Raw genomic sequence first — 17,516 nt, 5'->3', positions numbered from 1 at the left:
CTGACACTGCACAGGAACCTTTATATATTGAAAACTCTTAAGAGATTCCCAAAGATTGAATGAATAATTTACTGTAGGGTGCGGATGGTTGTACCTCCGCCAGCGAACCAAACAACTCTTTTCCCCCGAAGATAACTAATGTCTTATGTTTAGAGTCAGGTTCTTGACTCAACACTTGTGAATGAACGGACAGAATGCTATCTGAATCAAAAGGATAGAAATAGTGCAAGTCGCCACAAAGCCCTTCTTCAACATCCTTGAGATTAGGAAAAAGTTCTTTAGACGAACGCGGTTCGTGACCGATTAACATTAGTTGATCTGATATTTCCATTTTGTTAAGATCGATTAGATACATGAGTCCTTCATCTGTGTTGACTAGAATGCGATCGTCCGATACATAGCACATATAGTAGCCAAAACCGTCATTCGCATGAGGCCATTCGCATATTCCAAGTAGATTGCAGTCGGGAAAACTGAATCGGCTGATTTTTCGCCCACAATCATGTACCGTCACAAATTCCCTACCAGCAGGATGAAATTCTGGAGGTGCTGCGTCATGGGGACATGGAACGTCCACGGCGTGAATTCTCGTACCATCATCATAAAGCCAGTAAATTTGCTGTAAGCCCTGACCCTCAGCAGCCCAAATAGCTAAAATTTGGTTTTCCGGGTGCGGGTAAAACCCGAAGGAACTCGATCCAAAAGGGTCTTCGAGCAAAAGTTTTCGCTGGATTTGCCATGAATTGGTATCGCGAATTTGAATTTCTACTTCCTTGCCTTCAATTACTTTCATGCACCAAAAACGCAAGCCGTCTGTATCAAACCAGCAGTCCTCAAATCCATTATAGTAACGAGGGTTAGGTAGCTGTTCTTCAAAAACTAGCTGGTTTTCTGCTGTGACAATTGCTAAATGATTGCGATTTGCCATAACTGCCGCCAGCAAGTCGCCTTTGGGATTGATGGCTAAGCAGCTAATTTCGTCGGGAAGCTGGTATTCGTATTTTGGCGACAAGTTGCGATCGCACACAGTGACCTTTTGACCGCAAGTTATCCCAATAGCCCACTCGGAATTAGTGGTTTGATTTATAGCTAATATCCCGAAGTCAATTTGTCTTTCATTTTTTGGTGAAATCAGCATAAAGATATTGCGAGAATTTTAAGCCGGCATAATGTCGTCAAGTTGCAATTGTAAATTGGGAAATAGATAAGAACAAATCGGCTCTCCCAAGCGATATTGTTGCTGCTGGTAAACTCCATTAACCAACTGGCAGACGGTGAAAGTAGGTTGCTTGGGAGAGCCGATAAATTGCAAACCCCCCAAGCCTCGAAAGTCCACAATCCAATATTCTGCAATCTTCAAAAAAGCGTATTCTTCCACTTTCCTTGCATAATCATCTTGCCAATTAGTGCTGACTACTTCGGCAACCAGCTTAATTGTACTATCCTTACAAATCACTGGTTCTTTTTGCCAAAGGGGTTCACTACCAAGTTCTGCTTTATCTAAAACAACTACATCAGGACGCAGTGCTGTGGCGTCAGCATATAGGGGTTTTATTAAACAAGTTTTTGGAACCAACCAATTGAATTGTTCGCGAAAAATTTCTACGTAAATTCTACCAGCAATACTACCTGCAACCGCTTCGTGAGGGCCAGTAGGTTCCATATCTCTGAGTTCTCCATCAATGAGTTCATATCGTGTATTATCCCCATATAGGGCAATAAACTCCTCAAAGCTAAGTAGTTTGGATGGGGTGTATGTCATAGCTTCTTTCTTAATGAGATGTCTATTATACTCGCTCGATTGCATCACCGTCTATGAGGCAGGGTTAAACCCCTGCCGGATTGTGATAAAGTTCGCGGAAATCTAACACTTTTAATTCGCATTCTTTCTCCCCGTCTTCTGCACTGGAACCGCCACCACCTGCGGCTTCTTCTTCGCTGCAAACATCCCGAAGAAATCGTGCAGCAAAATATAGAAACACGGAATAATAAACAGCGTTAGCAAAGTAGCCAGCGATAAACCAGAAAACACCACAACTCCCAAAGGTTGCAGAAACTCGGAACCTTCGCCAATCCCCAAAGCGAGGGGAAACAAACCTAAAACTGTGGTGATAGTTGTCATCAAAATCGGACGCAAACGTTGAGGTGCCGCCCTGACAATTGCTGTCGTGCGATCGACATTTTCGTCTTCCCGAATTTGGTTGGCCAATTCTACCATAATAATGCCGTTATTTACGATAATTCCGACGAGCAAAATTGCCCCGATCATTACCGTGGCCCCGATCGCAGTTTTGGTCACGTACAGCCCGAAAATCCCGCCAGCTAACGCCAGCGGTACTGTCAGCAAAATCACCAGCGGATCGACTAGGGAATTGTACTGCACCGCCATCGCGACAAATACTAAAAACGTCGCCAATCCGCCCAAAAGTTTGAGCGAACTTTGCAATTGCTGGTTGGTTTCCGCAGCGGAACTAGGCACTATTCTGACTCCAGGCGGCAGCTTCAATTGGGCTAAAACTGCATCGACTTGTTTGACAGCATCGCCCAAACTTGCACCGCGATTTAAGTTTCCGACAATTAAGAAAACTTGCCGCTGGTTGAGACGCTGAATTTCTCCGGGCGCTTTGCCGATCGCAATTTTTGCGACATCGCTCAAACGGACGATGCTATTATTAGCAGATAGCGGAATTTGTTCGAGTTGGGCGGTGGATTTGACAGAAGTGCGATCGAACTGCACGCGCACATCTACTAACCGATTTCCCCGCTGCACTTGAGTCGGAACAGAACCTTCAATTGCTGTTTGAACTGTCTCCCCAATGTCTCGGGCACTGAGCCCGTACAAAGAAGCTCTTTCCCAGTCAGGACGAATTTGCACTTCCGACTGCGGCGCGTCTCCATCCGGCCGAAACCTCGCTAATTTTACCTTTTCATCCAATGCTGTCAATATCTGGCGCCCTGCTTCCTGCAATGCTTTTTCAGTTGGGCCCTGAAGTATGACATCAATTTCGCCGCCCCTGACTGGAGAATTCGTTAACACTAAACCCCTGATACCTTCTGGGACTAAGCGCAAGCGAGTTCCCTTGGGAACGTCTATTTTTCGTAATTCTCCGGTCATTCTTTCGGTAAAGGCGATCGTATTTGTCCCAGATTTTAGGGTAATCGTGCTGCTTCCCCTGAGCAAATTCTCGATCGTATTGTTGCCGAACAGCAGCCCTCCGGCTGTGGTTAAAGTATACTGAGTTTCTGGCTGTGCCAGCAGCAGTTTGTCGGCGGCTGCCACTACTTTTTGATTGGTTTCTAAGTTAGTCCCGGGAGGAAACAAAGCAAACAATCGCGCTTGACTTGTGTTGACTCTCGGCAAAATTTCTTGGGGAATTTGACCTGCCATCACCCAAGTGGCGCCGCCTAAAATTATAAAAGCCAGTGGAATGATAATTAAGCGCCAACCCAGCACTTTTGACAGCGCCGCACCGTAGGCCCGCGTGCCGTTTTCAAAGCCGCGGTTGAAATGTTTGATCGGCCCGAACTGACTGACGCCGCTGGAATAAGACATTCCCATCAAGCGAGAAGTTAGCATCGGTACTACAGTTACAGCTACTAGCAGAGACGCTGCTACTGCGAAGCAAATTGTCAAAATTAATTCGCTAAATAGCAGGGAAAAGAAGCCGCCGATCAGCAAAAATGGCAGCACCGATACTAAGTTCGCCGCCGTGGAAGCAACCATTGCTGATTCTACTTCTTGACTCCGCATTACCGACTCTTCTATGGTGACTTCTTTGCGATTTTTGACTTTGCCTTTTTTGAGTTCGGGGTTGCTGTTTAAACCGACTACAATATTTTCTAAAATAACTACGCTAGTATCGATCGCCTGGCCGATTCCCAAGGCTAAGCCACCCAAACTAAACAAGTTCAGCGACAAGCCGAACAGCCGCATTAAAATAATTGCAGCTAAGGTACACAGGGGAATAGTCAGGGAGATAATCAGCGTTTGTCTGAGGGAACCTAAAAAGAACAAAACTGCGATCGCAGCCAAGACTGCCCCGGAAATTCCCGCATTCGCGACATCGGCTAGGGAATTGCGGATAAATCGGGATTCGTCTAAGGTCGTAACTACTTTCATGTCTGCCGAAATTAAGCCGGATTCCTGCATTTGTTTGAGGCGATTTTTCACTCCGTCCACCACAGTAATTGTGTTGGCATCCGGCTGTTTCAAAATGCTGATTTTAACGGCAGGTTCTTGATTGAGAAAAACTTTAACTCGCTGTTCTTCCGTACCGTCTTTGACTGCGGCAAAATCCCGCATATAAACTCGTTTTGGCGGGTTGGAACCGGATATTTGAAAGGAAAGGTTGTTGATTTCGGCGGCTGTTTTAAATCGGCCGATGGTGCGAGTCAGCGGTTCGTTGGATTCTTGGCGCAGTCTGCCGCCGGAAGTGTCTAAATTGCGATCGCGCAAAGCACCAAAAACATCGTTAAGATTAACTCCTAAACTTTGCATTCGGTTCAGGTCAATATTAACTTGAATTTCTTCTTGAACGCCGCCGGAAACGTCAACTGCTGCTACTCCGGGAATCACGTTAATTTCCCTGGCTAATTCGTCATCGGCGAATACTCGCAAATCTACGCCTTGGCGGGATTCGGAAGTCAGTGCAAATTCGTAAACCGGTTGTTGCGAAGGGTCAAATTTAAATAGAGTTGGCGATTCTACAGTGTCGGGAAGTCGGTTGCGAATGCGGTTGACGGAGGCTGTGGCGTCGTTGAGGGCTTGGTCAATATCTCCGCCGGTTCTGAAGAATAAATCGACGCTGACTTGTCCTTCGCGGGTGCGAGAAAACACTTGCGTGACGCCTTCTGTGGCTGAAAGTCCTTGTTCGAGGGGCCGAGTAATTTCGTCAACTGCGACTTCTGGCGAGACTCCGGGGGCGTCTAGACGCACGGAGATGCGGGGATAGGTGATGGAGGGTAGCAAGTCAACGGGCAGTTGGGTAATGTAGAAAATGCCTACCATGACGATCGCCAGTGTCAGCATTATAGTGCCGATGTGGCGGCGAATGGCGGTAGCGCTAATGCTAAATCCGGGTTTGTCTGCCGTCATTTGATTTATGATTTTAGATTTGGGATTTTAGATTGAAGAGTCGGCTCAGTCAGTCACATTAATTCTAGTAGGGTGCGTCAGTTTTGAATTTCTCTTGGGGGTGAGAGCATATCTACTGACACACCTTACGAGTATAATAAATCTTAATAAAATTTCAGAAAATTTTTTAGTAAATATTTCTTTAGAGGTAGCCGATCGCCCGCAATGAAAATTTGCTAAAGTTGCGATCGACTTTTTTGTCGATCGAAAGCTGTTCCGATTTACCGTGGGATGGAGGCGGGTTTACGAGACTATTGGTTTTAGGCAATTTTTGTTAAAACCTGTCCCTTGTGTGGTGCGTCGCCCTGAAATTTTCGAGTTTATTTGTAGATTGTTGCGGCCGACGCACCTTACGGTATCTACTAATTGGTTATTTGTTATTAGTGTCGCCACAAATAACAAATAACCAATAACCAATAACCAATAACTACTGTACTTGAGAGCCGTGGGCGCGGGGGTCAGAACTGCTTGCTTTCACAGGCCCTGTAACGGGAGTAAAATCAGAAACTTGACCGGAAGATTGCGAGTGCGGTATTGGTTTTCCTGCAATTAAAGCCTCTAAATTTTCTTCCATAATACTGCGTGGGGTTTCGCCTATGGTTTCAGCAACCCTGCTGCCTTTATTATTCAAATAGACAAAGTGGGGAATGCCATCTACTCGATATTTAGTGATTTCTGGCAGCCATTTGTCGTTGTCTACATTTAGCATAACAAAATTCATTGGTTCGGCATATTTCTGTTTGATGGCGCTTAAGTCCTTAGCCATTGCTTGACAGCTACCGCACCAATCAGCATAAAATTCCATGAGTGTTGGCTTGCCGTTTGTTAAGGCTGTTGCTATCGGTGCCGAGGCTTTTGCCATTTCGGTGAGACTGCTTGCTGGCGTTTGAGTTCGCACTCCTAAGAAGATGGATACTGAAAGGGCGATCGCTGCTAATACTATCAATAAGTTTCTGACGCGTGCGGCGGCGTTTATTTCGGAATCTGCGGGGGCAGGAGTTGAGTTGGGCGAATTGAGACTCATAAAATAAATGCTGATTCTAATTTTATGTTTTTATTAGACTTCTTGCAAAAGTCGGGAACAGGGAACGGGGAACAGGGAACGGGGAACAGGGAACGGGGAACGGGGAACGGGGAACAACAATTAATGCAAACAACACCGCAAAAATATTTTTGCAAGAGGTCTATTTTTAATAAGCACTTTAAACTATACCATATTTTGAGATAATCAGACCAATCTCATCAAAAAATTGGCTGAGGCCAGTAATTAGAGCAAGTGCGCTAAAACAATAAGATAAGAAAGATTGTGTTTGTAAATTACCGAGGTAACAGTGAAAAAACGGGTAACGCTGACGTTTCCACAACGATCGATCCAAATGCCTGTCACCTATCGACTGGCCAAGGATTTTAATGTTGCAGCCAACATTATCCGCGCTCAGGTGGCTCCGAATCAAGTGGGCAAACTGGTGCTAGAGTTATCAGGGGACATTGACCAACTAGAAGCGGCGATCGACTGGATGCGATCGCAAAGTATCGGCGTTTCCCTAGCCAGCAGGGAAATACTCATCGACGAAGATACCTGCGTTCACTGCGGCTTGTGCACGGGGGTTTGCCCGACAGAAGCCTTGACCCTTGACCCAGAAAGCTTTAAACTAACGTTTGCTCGATCGCGCTGTATCGTCTGCGAGCAGTGCATCCCTACTTGTCCGGTGCAAGCTATTTCTACTAATCTCTAAGCCCGCACGCAAATTTATCGGAGTCAGCCGATTTTAGATTAAAGAAATGAAGAATTTTAGATTTACTCGCAGCGCCCTGAATCTGAGAGCTTAAGCAAGAGTCTAAAATTTTGGAATCGACCATCATGAGTGTCGGCAAGCAAGTAACCGTTTTTGGGCGGGGTCATCTTTATGTTGCTTGGTTCCCCTAATTTGTATATCGGATGAAAAGAAATTCTTGGTTTTCCTTAACTCTACTTTTTGTTACTTATTTCATTTTTGGCTGGAAATTATCTGAATTTGATATTCCCCCGCACCTGACTTGGTTTTTTGCCGTAGCTGCTGTTTTAGTGTTAGCCATTGCCTTGTCATTCCCGCTGAAGGAGACAAAAAAATTGCTCATGCGCTGGATTTCGAGTGATGCTGGGGCTTTTATTTCGATTATTGTAGGAGCTTGTTTGGCAGTTATAGTTGTTACCTGGTTGCACCTTTTTGTGACGGTTTTAGTTTTGACTTCAGCCGGAGCTTTAGCAAGACTCGATATTCAAATGTTTGGGCACCAAAGATGGCGGACTTTTGCAATATTAACTACTATTTCTTTAACTGGTTTGGGGGTGGGCGGAGCGATCGAGTTTTTGTCAAGAACAGGCAGGCTAGTATTACCGTAATGTGGAACGGGCAATTCATAAAAAAGCCAAATACTACAACTGGCAATGGGTATTTAGCGCAAAATTATGCGATCGCTCATCAATAAATGGAGATGGTTTTTTTAATACCTCACCGCCCCCCGACTAAGGCCTTCGTGCCGTAATTCTAGCAGTTTTCCACTCTCATAAGGTAGAGCTTCCCAATTACCGATTACAAATTCACAATACCCAATTAGCAATTGCCAATTGCCAATTGTCAATTAGGGAGGAACCTGGAGTGCAACGGAAAACCACTATGGCAATATCGATCTGTAGCGACTGTTGTTCAAAATTTTATTCCCAAGATCCGTAAATCCGGCAACCAAAAACTAAATCCCAATAAAAAAGCAGCTTTATGGAGCTGCTCGTCAGAATGCATGAGGTATTGTTTTTAGAATAGGACAGGTTGAATTCGATCGATCTTGGGTTACATTTTTTGATACGAGAGCATTGATGAGTCAATGGACGATCGCAAAATCGTCACACAGGAGGATAGCATCGATGCTAATTTTTCCGACAATGAGGTTAGCGTTTAACTGTCCTTGCGCCCTACAGCCCTTCAGCGGTGGGGCCATTTTATTTTTTGGCACAACAGAAGGAAGAGTTGACAGTTGACAGTTGACAGTTGACAGTTGACAGTTGACAGTTGACAGTTGACAGTTGACAGTTGATAGAAAGAAGAAAGCACTTCGACTTCGCGATCGGGTAAAAATAGCGAAGAAGCAGCAATAAAAACAAGGGTTTCAGCAATGCCAGAACGTTGTAATAGTCGGGCGCGGTTGCTATATAAAACTTACGCGCCACATCCGATCAAACCCGGTTGATTTGCAAACATTCAGCGGTTAAACCGATACACTCAGGCATAAATAAGTATTTTTACGGGATTCCCAAATGTTCAGACAATAGTGAATTTTTCCAAAAACCCGGTTTATGAGTGTATCAATTGACATCATGACCAGTTTCTGATAAAAACCGAGCCAGACGGTTAGGACGTTTTAGTTGTCGAAACCGTTGCTTTCTTCTTTCTTCTTCCTTCTTCCTTCCTCTAGAACTTTTTTGATTTCCTCGATCGCCCGACGCGCTACTTCTTCGGGCCTTTCGCCTCCGGAAATGCCAACTCGGACATCTGCTTGAGCGTAGAAACGCTCTCGTTCGCTCAAAAGGCTTTGCAGCTTAGATTTGAGATCTCCCTGCCGCAGTAGCGGCCGAGTGCTGTCCGATCGCAGTCGATCGTACAATTGGTCTACAGGTACATCCAGCCAAACCACGATACCGTAATGCAAGTAACCCCAATTTTTCGATCGGGCAACAATACCGCCGCCCGTAGCCACGATCGAATTTTGATAAGCAGCCAATTCGCCGAGCACTTTCGTTTCTAATTCCCGAAAAGCCTCTTCCCCTTCGCGATCGAAAATCTCAGCAATTGACTGATTAGCAACTCGCACAATTAGTTCATCCGTATCAAAAAAACGGTATTTTAATTCCCTTGCCAAAATCCGCCCCACCGTGGTTTTGCCCACACCCATCATCCCGACGAGATAGATATTAACTCCCCTCAACAAATCCACCGCCAAATCCTCCAATATTTTGCTATTTTTTCACTGTAACAACGTTTCTTGTATTTTAAAGACCCACGGGTAGACTACTCCCGTGGGTTTTTTAGTGGAATTTTAGATTCTAGATTTTGACGATGCCGCAAAGCTCTTTAAAAAGTTCCCGTATGCAGCGGGCAATGACTCGCTGGCGGGCTAGTTTAATTGGAGTCCCGCCTTTCTGTCTCTTTCTCCTCCTGAAGATTTCGGCTGGGGACATTTCTTCTGCGCTGTCGCCCTGACCGTAAACAAATTTTAGCGGCGGATTGTTTCGGCGAACTTCCAGCCGTGTAAAGCACCACTGCCAGAGTGCTTTTCTACACAGCGCGCAGCCGGACTGCTTTCCCTTCTTTCTCTGGCCGCTGTCGTCCCGAATTACGCCCATGCCAACCGCTCGCATAAAGCGGCGCTCTGAAAGTTTGAGCTTAGACTTTTTCCCAGTTTGGCGATTTTTTCTGATTTTGACTTCTGGCCGACCGTCTTTTAAAAAATCTTCGATCGGGTAAATTGCTCCCAGCAAGTAGCCTTGCAATTGGTACCCAAACCCGAATTTTGTAAAAATGCGGCGATATTCCGTGAACTGCGGATGCTCGATCAATCGAACCAACTGCTTTTTGAGTTTGAAAATTTCCTCTTCGATTTCGCAGTATTGACTGGCGGCCCACCGAGTTTGAGATTCGATTCCCGAGCCGACGGTTGCTTTCAAAATGCGATCGTACTTTTTCGACTTTCGCCGCCCGGCCAGCCACCCCCACATCAGGGGCGGCAGTTCTTCTTGCAGTTTTGCCGATCGCACTTGGGCAATTTCCGGGCACTGCCAAGTAAGCTCTTGTCTCATTCTGTTGATAATCGGGGATTGCACTCGGTTCAGATGTTCGATTCGCAAACAAATTTGTTTGACTTGGCTCACCAGGGGATCTCGAATCTTGAGGTAGCTGGACTTCGGCTTATCGAAATACCAACAAGCAATAGCAAAGGCATCAATGTCATCAGTTTTAGCCCCACTCTTCCCCTCTTTACCCATAAGATCCGCCCTGTAGTTGGGCAACTTGCTGTTAGAAATCATCCGCATTTCCGCGCCCCAGTCGGTAAGTTTATTCACCCACAGCTTTGCGTAGTTAATCCCGGTTGGCTCACAAATTGCGATGACTTTATCGGCACCAAAACTTTCAATCTTTGCTCTTAATTTATTCAAATTTTCAAGGTTCGAGTGAAACACTTCGATATCGGCGTCGAAATAGTCGTCACGGGGGCTGGCGGGTTTCTCCAGCATAAAGCACACGGCAATTGATGACCGACTAACGTCAATGCCTAGGATTAAATATTTCATGTGTTTGGGGAGTAAAAGTGTTAAAGACAAAGAGAGCCTACGAATCTCCCAAAAGCAAATTAATGCTTACTTCACTGATTAAGGCTCGTTTATTTTGTCCGGTTTTAGATGCGGGCTGGCGCTTACGAAAAAGAGATAGCAATTAAGCTAATTTCACTCTTAAAGCGCCACTCATCTTGCGACTCGTCCCGCGACTCCCCCTTAAAAAGGGGAGTTTCGGCCGCTGAGTCTTGGCGGCACTCATCAGGCAGCAGTTAGTTTAATCGTGTTGGTTGCGACCAGCGCGACGTACGCATAAATGTGGGTGATATTGGCTGAGACTGTCGGGAAAAATCTTTCGGTTCCAAAAGTTTCTAAAATGCGATTGGCGGCGTTAATGTACGGGCTTAAGCAGCGGTCGGGGGGCTGTTTTTGCAAAAGCCCTCGCGCTTTGGCTTCTTTGATGATGAGAAAAACTTTGTATGATTTGGCTTCACTAAAATTGTCAAATCGCTCTTTTGCGGATTTTACGCAAGTAGCAATATGCTTGTTGGTGGTTTGCTTGTTCATGGTATACTGCCTGATGAATTGGTCAAGATAGCTTGGATGCAAGCGGCTAGTAGTGTAATCTAGCCGCTTGCTTTTTTGCGCCTAAATATTTTTTAGCTGCTTATGATTTCTTTTCAGAGGGGTCTCCAACGCGCTCCAACAGAAAATGATTGTCTTTTGCCTCTTGTATTTTTGAAAGCAAGTTACTAATAAATTCTTCCACTTCGTCATTTGCCACTGGTCTGCTGTGAGTCAAAGCTTTAGATGCTATGTTTCTCGCCAAGTCTTCAGGAGTCTCGCCAAGAAGGTCGGCAAGTATATTGAGCAGAAGTGAGTTTGTGAACGAACACGAATAAATAATTCGCTTTTCGTCCAAAGATAAATCTTTCATACTGGCACCAGATGGTTGGGGGCTGTTGTCAGGAATAATCCGAATTGAATTGAGGTTGAGTTCGCAACTGTCTAGACGGTTGTCTAGTGTTTCCGCTAGTTCCTGTAGCTCGCGATAATTGCCTTGACTTTTAAGTATCAAATCAGCAATATGAACGTCTATCCCAACAATTTCGGCTTTGATTTCAGGTCGAAGCGCGGGCAAATCGGAATGCCTGTAAGTAAAAGTATTGTGCATGATTTTAAGTTAGAAGTTAGGAGGAATCCGACACTTTGCCGGATCTATTTTTGTCGCTGGTAGCTTTTTGATAGCTTTTTGATGGCTTTTTGATAGCTTTTTGATAGCTTTTTGATGGCTTTTTGATGGCAAATCCTCTTTTTCTAGATTTGGATTTAAAGTAGACATCCAGCTCATCGCAAATCTCTTCTTTCTCAGCGGTCAGTTCCGTTCCCTCACCTTCACCCTCTGGCGGTTCTTCATCCGGCGGCTGGGTGCCGCCAATCAGCATCTCAAGATACTTGGAGACAGCCATCCCCGCTGCTGCTGCTTTCTGTTGCAGCAGTTGGTAGCTTTTGCCGCCGATGCGGACTTGCTTGGCTCTGTTCTCTGGGTTTTCGTCGAGAGTTTCTTGGATTTTTGCAGCCGTGATTGACTGGGGTGGGAAACCATCAATGACAGTTTGCCACTTGTCTTGTAGATCCGAATCGCCGTACTCATCAACTTTTGCAAACTTCAGAAGCGGTAGCGCTTGAGCTACGGAAGTAGGGAGAATCTTAAACTTGGACTTAATGAGCTCGATGCAAATCTTGGCCGCTTGAATAATTTTCTTGCAGTAAAAGTGCGATCGCCCTAAAGCAAGATTGCAGTATTGGGCAAAGTCTTTGTAATCCCGTTTGTATAAGCGATATCGGCACACAGCATCCAGCATTACACCTTGGCGCACGTAGTCCAGGAACGAATCTTTGATGCGATGCGTAAGCAGAGCAATATCGTTGTGGGGTACTTCGCGAGCGATATCGGATTCAAAGTCGAGAAGAGGCTGAAATTCACTTTCTGGGGGTTCCCAATAAATGTCGTTAAAGTCGGCGGTTATTTCCATCATTAAAACTCAGAGGAATTTGCAAGAACTATTTTTAATCGAGATAAGTCACAGATGAGTCGTCGTAATCGTCTGGGTCTGTGACATAGGCGGGCATCTTTTCCCAGGCGTCCATAAAAGAAGTCTCGGTGCCTGTTTCGTTACCTTTTCTCCATATGAACTCCCCATTTTCGTTTCGATAAATCGATACAAAGGAGTGCCCATCGTTGAAGGTTAGTGACCCCCACATTTCAAAAAATACATAAAAGTCGTCAATTAATTCACCCGTTAGCTTGATCCTATTGTCGGGCTCGTACCCGTTGTACAAGCTGCGATACCAAGTGGCTTTTTTCATCAGATTTGTAGGAAGCGATCGCCCTCGCTCAAGAAACGATCGCACAAGAATGTAAGCATGATGGAAATATGGGTAGACAACCATAATTAGAAGCTGGCATCACCTCCTGGGGGCGATCGCCCGCTAGACAGTATTGCGCCGCGGGCGAACTTTTTGATGCGGTTTGCGCGATCGCCCGCAACGACACTCATCGGCGGAAAACTAGGGGGTTTTGGCTTGGGCAACCGGGCGAAACTTCCCCCGTCGGGCGGTTCGTCTTTGTCGTTTTGTCGATCGCCCGCAGCGCCAAAAACAGGAATCAGGAATTTGCAAGTGCTGGAAGTTTCGATTATTTCGATTATCTCGTTTGCCTGGGAAGGTTCCAGCACTTCAGGCATGGATGAAGCTTCCAGTGGCAATATTTCGGCTGTTGGCTCGTCGTACCAGTCCTCTGGACACGGTGCCCATTCGCGCATCGAATCCATAGATACAGCAGGCGATTCAGGGTTTTCGACACCTGAAGGGGCTGGTAGCTGGCTGAAAGCATCGATGCTGTCAAAATCGTCTGGGTTGCGATCGCACCAAGCGTCGTAAGCAGCCCAGAATTCAAATTCTGTCGAGTAGTCGTCAAAGTCTGGTGGTTCATCCACTGATTCCACCTCGAAATCAAGTAGGCTCAGTTGCCCGTCCGCGCCGACTTGATAGTGGATGTTCTCCGTCTTCGGCGGGGAATAGCGGGCGAGAAAATTGTCGGAAAAAGTAACCCCTGTCAAGATCGGATTCAGATCGGATTCAGATCGAGGGAGATTTTTAGTCGCTGGTACGATCTCACTTTGGCTCAACTTTGGCTCATTCTCCAGCCTGCCTCTGTCCCCAATGCCACGGTTCGGAGGGCGATCGTCGCTGAAATAAGCCTCAATCTCGGCGACGTGAGTTTGTTGGAATTCATCAACATCGAAACTGACACCGGGGGAATTTTTGTCCGCAGGGGCGATCGGCTTAACGGCCGGTTTGGGATAAGCGGTGCGGCCGAATTTGGATTCGATCGGCTCGGTGGGTTGAACTTCGATCGCCTCGGCAACCGGTTCAACTTTGACACCGGGGGAAACTTCCAGCAGTTCCAGCAGCGGGGGATTGACTCCGACAATGGCGTCAATCCAGGTTTGTCTGTACGTTTTGTTGCCCGCTGGGAGTACGTTAAGCTCGTAACCGATCTCCTTTAATTGTTTAAAAGTCTTGCTCTGTAATGCTTCTAGTGTGTACATGGCTTCACAGTTAGTGGGGAAAGGGCGGGTCAAGCAGTCCCGCCCGGTTCTTGCAGGGTATGCAGTGCAGTCTCATAACAGACTATGGATATTACTATAGAGTCTATGATGATATAATGTCAACATCTCATATAAGACTTTGTTAATTTAGTGGAGATGTTATGAGCCAAACCTATGGGCAGAAAAGCGAAGCAGAGAGAGTACGGGGAAGTAAAGGTGACGAAGGCGTTCGGCTTGACGCCTACGGGAGCCAAAATGTTGAACGAATTGGCGAAGGAATTGGGAATCAGTGCATCTCACCTGATCGAGAAGGTGGCAAGGAGGGAGTTGGGGCTAGTGACGCCCTTGGGGGAATCCTTGACCAACTGATCGACGATGCACAAAAGCAGTTGGTCAAGAGTTTGGAGTGCATCGTCTGGTATCAGTCGGAAGCGAAGGAATGCGAGCAGAAGCTAAACAATCTAATCAAGCTAAAAGAGTTGCAGGCACGGCAGAAAGAAGAGCAGCAGCAGCTAGAACCACCAATTAACCATCAAGAGGCCTCAAATCCTGAATAGCAAAAAAGCCAGCGTCCCCCAAAGGGATGCTGGCTTTTGCGTTGCGGACAACTAACGACTGACAACTAATAACTAATAACTGATAACCAAGGAGCGATCGCACTTATGAATAAAAAGGAACTGGTCGAAGCTGTTGCCGACAGAGCCGACACCACCCAGAAACAGACTAACGCCGTATTCGACGCCCTCATAGAAGTAATTACCAAAGCCGTTGCCAGGGGTGAGAAAGTGACCATCGTTGGGTTTGGCACTTTCGAGAAGCGCGATCGTAAAGCCCGTGAAGGTCGCAACCCTAAAACAGGTCAATCACTCCAAATCCCTGCTACTCTAGTGCCGGTCTTCACACCAGGAAAGACCTTCAAGGAGGCTGTGAACAATGACTGATAGACAACTCCTCAAGCAATACTATGCGGAACTAGCGGAACTCGAAAATGCACCGGCTCGTGAGATCCAAATTCTCCCGCTGCAAGCGATCGCCATTGTCAGCCACATTCAGCTAGCACTGCTGCATCGATCACTGGCAGGCAAGACCACAGTGACAAGAATAGCTAGGGATGTAGCGATCGACCTTCAGGCCTTGTTCAATCCAGAGTCTGCCACGTACAAAGTGCTCGATCTGGGATGGCACAGCCAGCACGACATATTAGTTGAAGGCACGGATTTCAATGATTGATAGAGAAGAAGCAAAAACCTTACTAGGCGGCCCCAAGAGAGAACTCCCAGACAATCCCCAAACTCCTGAGGAAGTACTTGAGGCAATGAAAGCGGCTAACGCCAATTACTACCGCGAGGCGATCGCCACCAACTGCCACACATTTATCGAATTTACCGGGCTAATCGGCGAATATATCAAAATCTGCGAGCGGAATTTCAAGCGGGGCGTTGACTTTACTCAAGCGAACATTCACATCGACGGCCCTAGATTGCGAATAGAAGAGTGGGAATTCGACTACATCAACGAGAAACTTCGGTGCATATTTCCAAGCCTCAGAATGGTGAGACTAGACGATCTGGCAAAGCTAGATTCCGAAGATATTGCTACAGATAAATGACGCCTCCGTGAGAAGCCTGTTTATCTGTAGCACAGCAAACTGGCGACACCTGCCAGAGTAGATCCGAAGTGGGGTGGCAGCCGGGAGAGACCGGCACTTACCAACCAAGTAAACAAGGACGTTAAACCCATGAACCCTATTCTTTTTCAACTGCTGCGAACGATTCTTGAGGTCGTAAACAGTCAAGGCAATCGCTTGGCTGTATTGGAAGAAGAAGAATCTCGCGAATCAACCGAGGAACTTGCAACCATCCAGCAAGCTCAGGCTCTTCTCGATCAGCTAACTATGGGTACTGCTCCCACAATGCCACCGAGCTTCCCGGCGACAATGCCTTTGGATTTCGCACCTAGCGATATCTAAGGTTTTTTGAAAATTAGCCGATCGCTCTTAGCGGGCGATCGGCTTGCACAAATTAGATTTTAGATTTGGGTTTATATGAATACTCAACTTGCATTATTCGAGAATTCTCCAGCGGTCGGAACGCTCTACAGAGTTGGCGACCTAGTCAAAGTGAAGAGAAAGACACCTCAAGCTCCTGGTCTAAAGAAGGGAGATGTTGTCAAAATCGAAACCATCCATCCTTTGGACGGTAGCTGCAAATTTTGGAGTGATGTTACTGAGTCGTGGGGGTATCTTTACCCGGGCGAGTTTGCATTGCTTCCACGCAACAAGATTGATTCTGTATCAGAGTCGATCGCCCTTGTGGAACTTGATACAGAATCAAATCCACCCGATGATTCTGTATCAGAGTCGATCGCCCTTGTGGAACTTGATACAGAATCAAATCCACCCGATGATTCTGTATCAGAGTCGATCGCCCTTGTGGAACTTGATACAGAATCAAATTCACCCGATGATTCTGTATCAGAGTCGATCGCCCTCGTGGAACTTGATACAGAATCAAATCCACCCGATGATTCTGTATCAAATTGCAAGGCAATATCTACCTACCGCCCGCGCGGAACGGCCCGCAGCGGTGAATATTTTAGATTTAGCTACCGCGACGGTTCCCGGATGCGCCACGTACACATTCGCGGTGGCAACACCGACTCGCCGATCGCGCAGGCAAAAGTTGCAGAAGTGCGATCACTTTTGGCGATCGGCATCAAACCTTCTGAGATTGTAGAGACTTTGAGGCCTTCTGCTACAGGCGGTAAGTGATTAGCGCAAAAAAGGGGCACGAAACCAGCCTTGCGGATTGATCTGGAACATTCAATACAAACAAATCCGCGCCAACGACCCCCCAATCAAACCGATGCCCGGTTCCGACGCCATTCTGATTGTTGACCCCCACGAGCGCGCCAGAATTCGCCCTAATCATGATTACTACCGAAAGAATTTTGGTGATATCGAGGCCGTGAGGCACTCTCGCTGAAGATCCTTGCACCACGGCGGTGGTTCCCTCGATCAGCTTTGTTTTTGTCGCCATCCCGTTGTCGAGGGTTACGGCGCTGGCGGAATCGGCCGAAATAGCAGATGCTGTGCGATCGGCAACAAGTGCGCGATGTACAAGAATCGCCGTGTCCCCAACCGTCCACGCCCCCAGATGTCGCCAGCGATAAGTGCCGTTCCATTGACATCTCCCCATGCCTAAAGGCGAGGGGATTCACAAGACCACAATTTAAGTCTTATAGGTGCTGACAAATCACCTCTACCAACTCCACTTAGATCCAATCCAAGCATTGTTGCTACTTTACGACCAATATTTGCACACCCATTGCAGTCTGCATTAGACCTCTTGCGAAAGTGCAATCGTTCGAGGTAAAATAAAACAAAAATTAGATTGAGAATATGAATTACGAAGAATTACAAAAGTTAACCCCCAAAGACTTTAAACGCTACTGTGGAGTACAT

At 46.5% G+C, this 17,516-nt stretch carries 21 protein-coding genes; 8 read left to right on the top strand and 13 right to left on the bottom strand.

Going from position 1 to position 17,516, the window contains the following annotated elements:
- Positions 1-37: 37 nt before the first annotated feature.
- The 5 genes from QZ918_RS12140 to QZ918_RS12120 form a co-directional block, all read right to left on the bottom strand.
- Positions 38-1,138, bottom strand: a complete 1,101-nt coding sequence (locus QZ918_RS12140; RefSeq protein WP_293335181.1) for a hypothetical protein — start codon at positions 1,136-1,138, stop codon at positions 38-40.
- Positions 1,139-1,156: 18 nt separating this feature from the next.
- Positions 1,157-1,762 (bottom strand): Uma2 family endonuclease, encoded by a 606-nt coding sequence (locus tag QZ918_RS12135; RefSeq protein WP_293335178.1) that lies wholly within the window; start codon positions 1,760-1,762, stop codon positions 1,157-1,159.
- Positions 1,763-1,873: 111 nt separating this feature from the next.
- The gene (locus QZ918_RS12130; RefSeq protein WP_293335175.1) at positions 1,874-5,095 is read right to left on the bottom strand and encodes an efflux RND transporter permease subunit; all 3,222 of its coding nucleotides are present in this window, start codon (positions 5,093-5,095) and stop codon (positions 1,874-1,876) included.
- A gap of 181 nt (positions 5,096-5,276) precedes the next feature.
- On the bottom strand, positions 5,277-5,402 hold the full coding sequence (locus QZ918_RS12125; protein ID WP_293335172.1) for a hypothetical protein: 126 nt from the start codon (positions 5,400-5,402) through the stop codon (positions 5,277-5,279).
- 159 nt (positions 5,403-5,561) lie between these two features.
- Positions 5,562-6,158 carry a thioredoxin family protein gene (locus QZ918_RS12120; RefSeq protein ID WP_293335169.1) on the bottom strand — a complete coding sequence of 199 codons (597 nt, stop codon included), beginning with the start codon at positions 6,156-6,158 and terminating at the stop codon, positions 5,562-5,564.
- A 307-nt stretch (positions 6,159-6,465) separates the two neighbouring features.
- On the opposite strand from QZ918_RS12120, the gene QZ918_RS12115 reads away from it, so the two are divergent.
- Together QZ918_RS12115 and QZ918_RS12110 are read left to right on the top strand one after the other, a co-directional pair.
- Positions 6,466-6,870, top strand: coding sequence for an NIL domain-containing protein (locus QZ918_RS12115; protein WP_293335166.1), 405 nt, complete (start codon positions 6,466-6,468; stop codon positions 6,868-6,870).
- A gap of 203 nt (positions 6,871-7,073) precedes the next feature.
- Complete coding sequence (locus tag QZ918_RS12110; RefSeq protein ID WP_293335163.1) at positions 7,074-7,517, top strand: hypothetical protein; 444 nt, start codon at positions 7,074-7,076, stop codon at positions 7,515-7,517.
- A 594-nt stretch (positions 7,518-8,111) separates the two neighbouring features.
- Here QZ918_RS12110 and QZ918_RS12105 read toward each other — a convergent pair.
- From QZ918_RS12105 to QZ918_RS12070, 8 genes are all read right to left on the bottom strand, one after another.
- Complete coding sequence (locus QZ918_RS12105; RefSeq protein ID WP_293335160.1) at positions 8,112-8,339, bottom strand: hypothetical protein; 228 nt, start codon at positions 8,337-8,339, stop codon at positions 8,112-8,114.
- A 191-nt stretch (positions 8,340-8,530) separates the two neighbouring features.
- Positions 8,531-9,103 (bottom strand): shikimate kinase, encoded by a 573-nt coding sequence (locus QZ918_RS12100; protein ID WP_293335157.1) that lies wholly within the window; start codon positions 9,101-9,103, stop codon positions 8,531-8,533.
- Positions 9,104-9,212: 109 nt separating this feature from the next.
- Positions 9,213-10,457: an IS110 family transposase gene (locus tag QZ918_RS12095; RefSeq protein WP_293335154.1), complete on the bottom strand. Its 1,245-nt coding sequence runs from the start codon at positions 10,455-10,457 to the stop codon at positions 9,213-9,215.
- Positions 10,458-10,700: 243 nt separating this feature from the next.
- Entirely contained in the window at positions 10,701-11,006 is a 306-nt protein-coding gene (locus QZ918_RS12090; RefSeq protein ID WP_293335152.1) for a hypothetical protein, read from the bottom strand.
- 100 nt (positions 11,007-11,106) lie between these two features.
- Entirely contained in the window at positions 11,107-11,613 is a 507-nt protein-coding gene (locus QZ918_RS12085; protein ID WP_293335149.1) for a hypothetical protein, read from the bottom strand.
- A 16-nt stretch (positions 11,614-11,629) separates the two neighbouring features.
- Complete coding sequence (locus QZ918_RS12080; protein ID WP_293335146.1) at positions 11,630-12,478, bottom strand: hypothetical protein; 849 nt, start codon at positions 12,476-12,478, stop codon at positions 11,630-11,632.
- A gap of 31 nt (positions 12,479-12,509) precedes the next feature.
- Complete coding sequence (locus tag QZ918_RS12075) at positions 12,510-12,893, bottom strand: hypothetical protein (RefSeq protein ID WP_293335143.1); 384 nt, start codon at positions 12,891-12,893, stop codon at positions 12,510-12,512.
- 2 nt (positions 12,894-12,895) lie between these two features.
- Positions 12,896-14,053 (bottom strand): hypothetical protein, encoded by a 1,158-nt coding sequence (locus QZ918_RS12070; protein ID WP_293335140.1) that lies wholly within the window; start codon positions 14,051-14,053, stop codon positions 12,896-12,898.
- 161 nt (positions 14,054-14,214) lie between these two features.
- On the opposite strand from QZ918_RS12070, the gene QZ918_RS12065 reads away from it, so the two are divergent.
- From QZ918_RS12065 to QZ918_RS12040, 6 genes are all read left to right on the top strand, one after another.
- On the top strand, positions 14,215-14,610 hold the full coding sequence (locus QZ918_RS12065; RefSeq protein ID WP_293335137.1) for a hypothetical protein: 396 nt from the start codon (positions 14,215-14,217) through the stop codon (positions 14,608-14,610).
- A gap of 105 nt (positions 14,611-14,715) precedes the next feature.
- Positions 14,716-14,994, top strand: a complete 279-nt coding sequence (locus tag QZ918_RS12060) for an HU family DNA-binding protein (protein WP_293335134.1) — start codon at positions 14,716-14,718, stop codon at positions 14,992-14,994.
- A complete protein-coding gene (locus QZ918_RS12055; RefSeq protein ID WP_293335131.1) occupies positions 14,987-15,283 on the top strand; it encodes a hypothetical protein in 297 nt (98 codons plus the stop codon). The genes QZ918_RS12060 and QZ918_RS12055 overlap by 8 nt, the downstream gene beginning before the upstream one ends.
- Complete coding sequence (locus QZ918_RS12050; protein ID WP_293335128.1) at positions 15,276-15,662, top strand: hypothetical protein; 387 nt, start codon at positions 15,276-15,278, stop codon at positions 15,660-15,662. The genes QZ918_RS12055 and QZ918_RS12050 overlap by 8 nt, the downstream gene beginning before the upstream one ends.
- A 129-nt stretch (positions 15,663-15,791) precedes the next feature.
- Positions 15,792-16,022: a hypothetical protein gene (locus QZ918_RS12045; protein WP_293335125.1), complete on the top strand. Its 231-nt coding sequence runs from the start codon at positions 15,792-15,794 to the stop codon at positions 16,020-16,022.
- Positions 16,023-16,097: 75 nt separating this feature from the next.
- Complete coding sequence (locus QZ918_RS12040; RefSeq protein WP_293335122.1) at positions 16,098-16,823, top strand: hypothetical protein; 726 nt, start codon at positions 16,098-16,100, stop codon at positions 16,821-16,823.
- Positions 16,824-17,516 lie beyond the last annotated feature (693 nt).

The organism is Microcoleus sp. CAWBG58 (genome assembly GCF_020883045.1).
In the GTDB taxonomy this organism is placed as follows: Bacteria; Cyanobacteriota; Cyanobacteriia; order Cyanobacteriales; family Microcoleaceae; genus Microcoleus.
The sequence above is the reverse complement of the archived record's forward strand: the minus strand, read 5'-3'. Positions and strand labels throughout refer to the sequence as shown.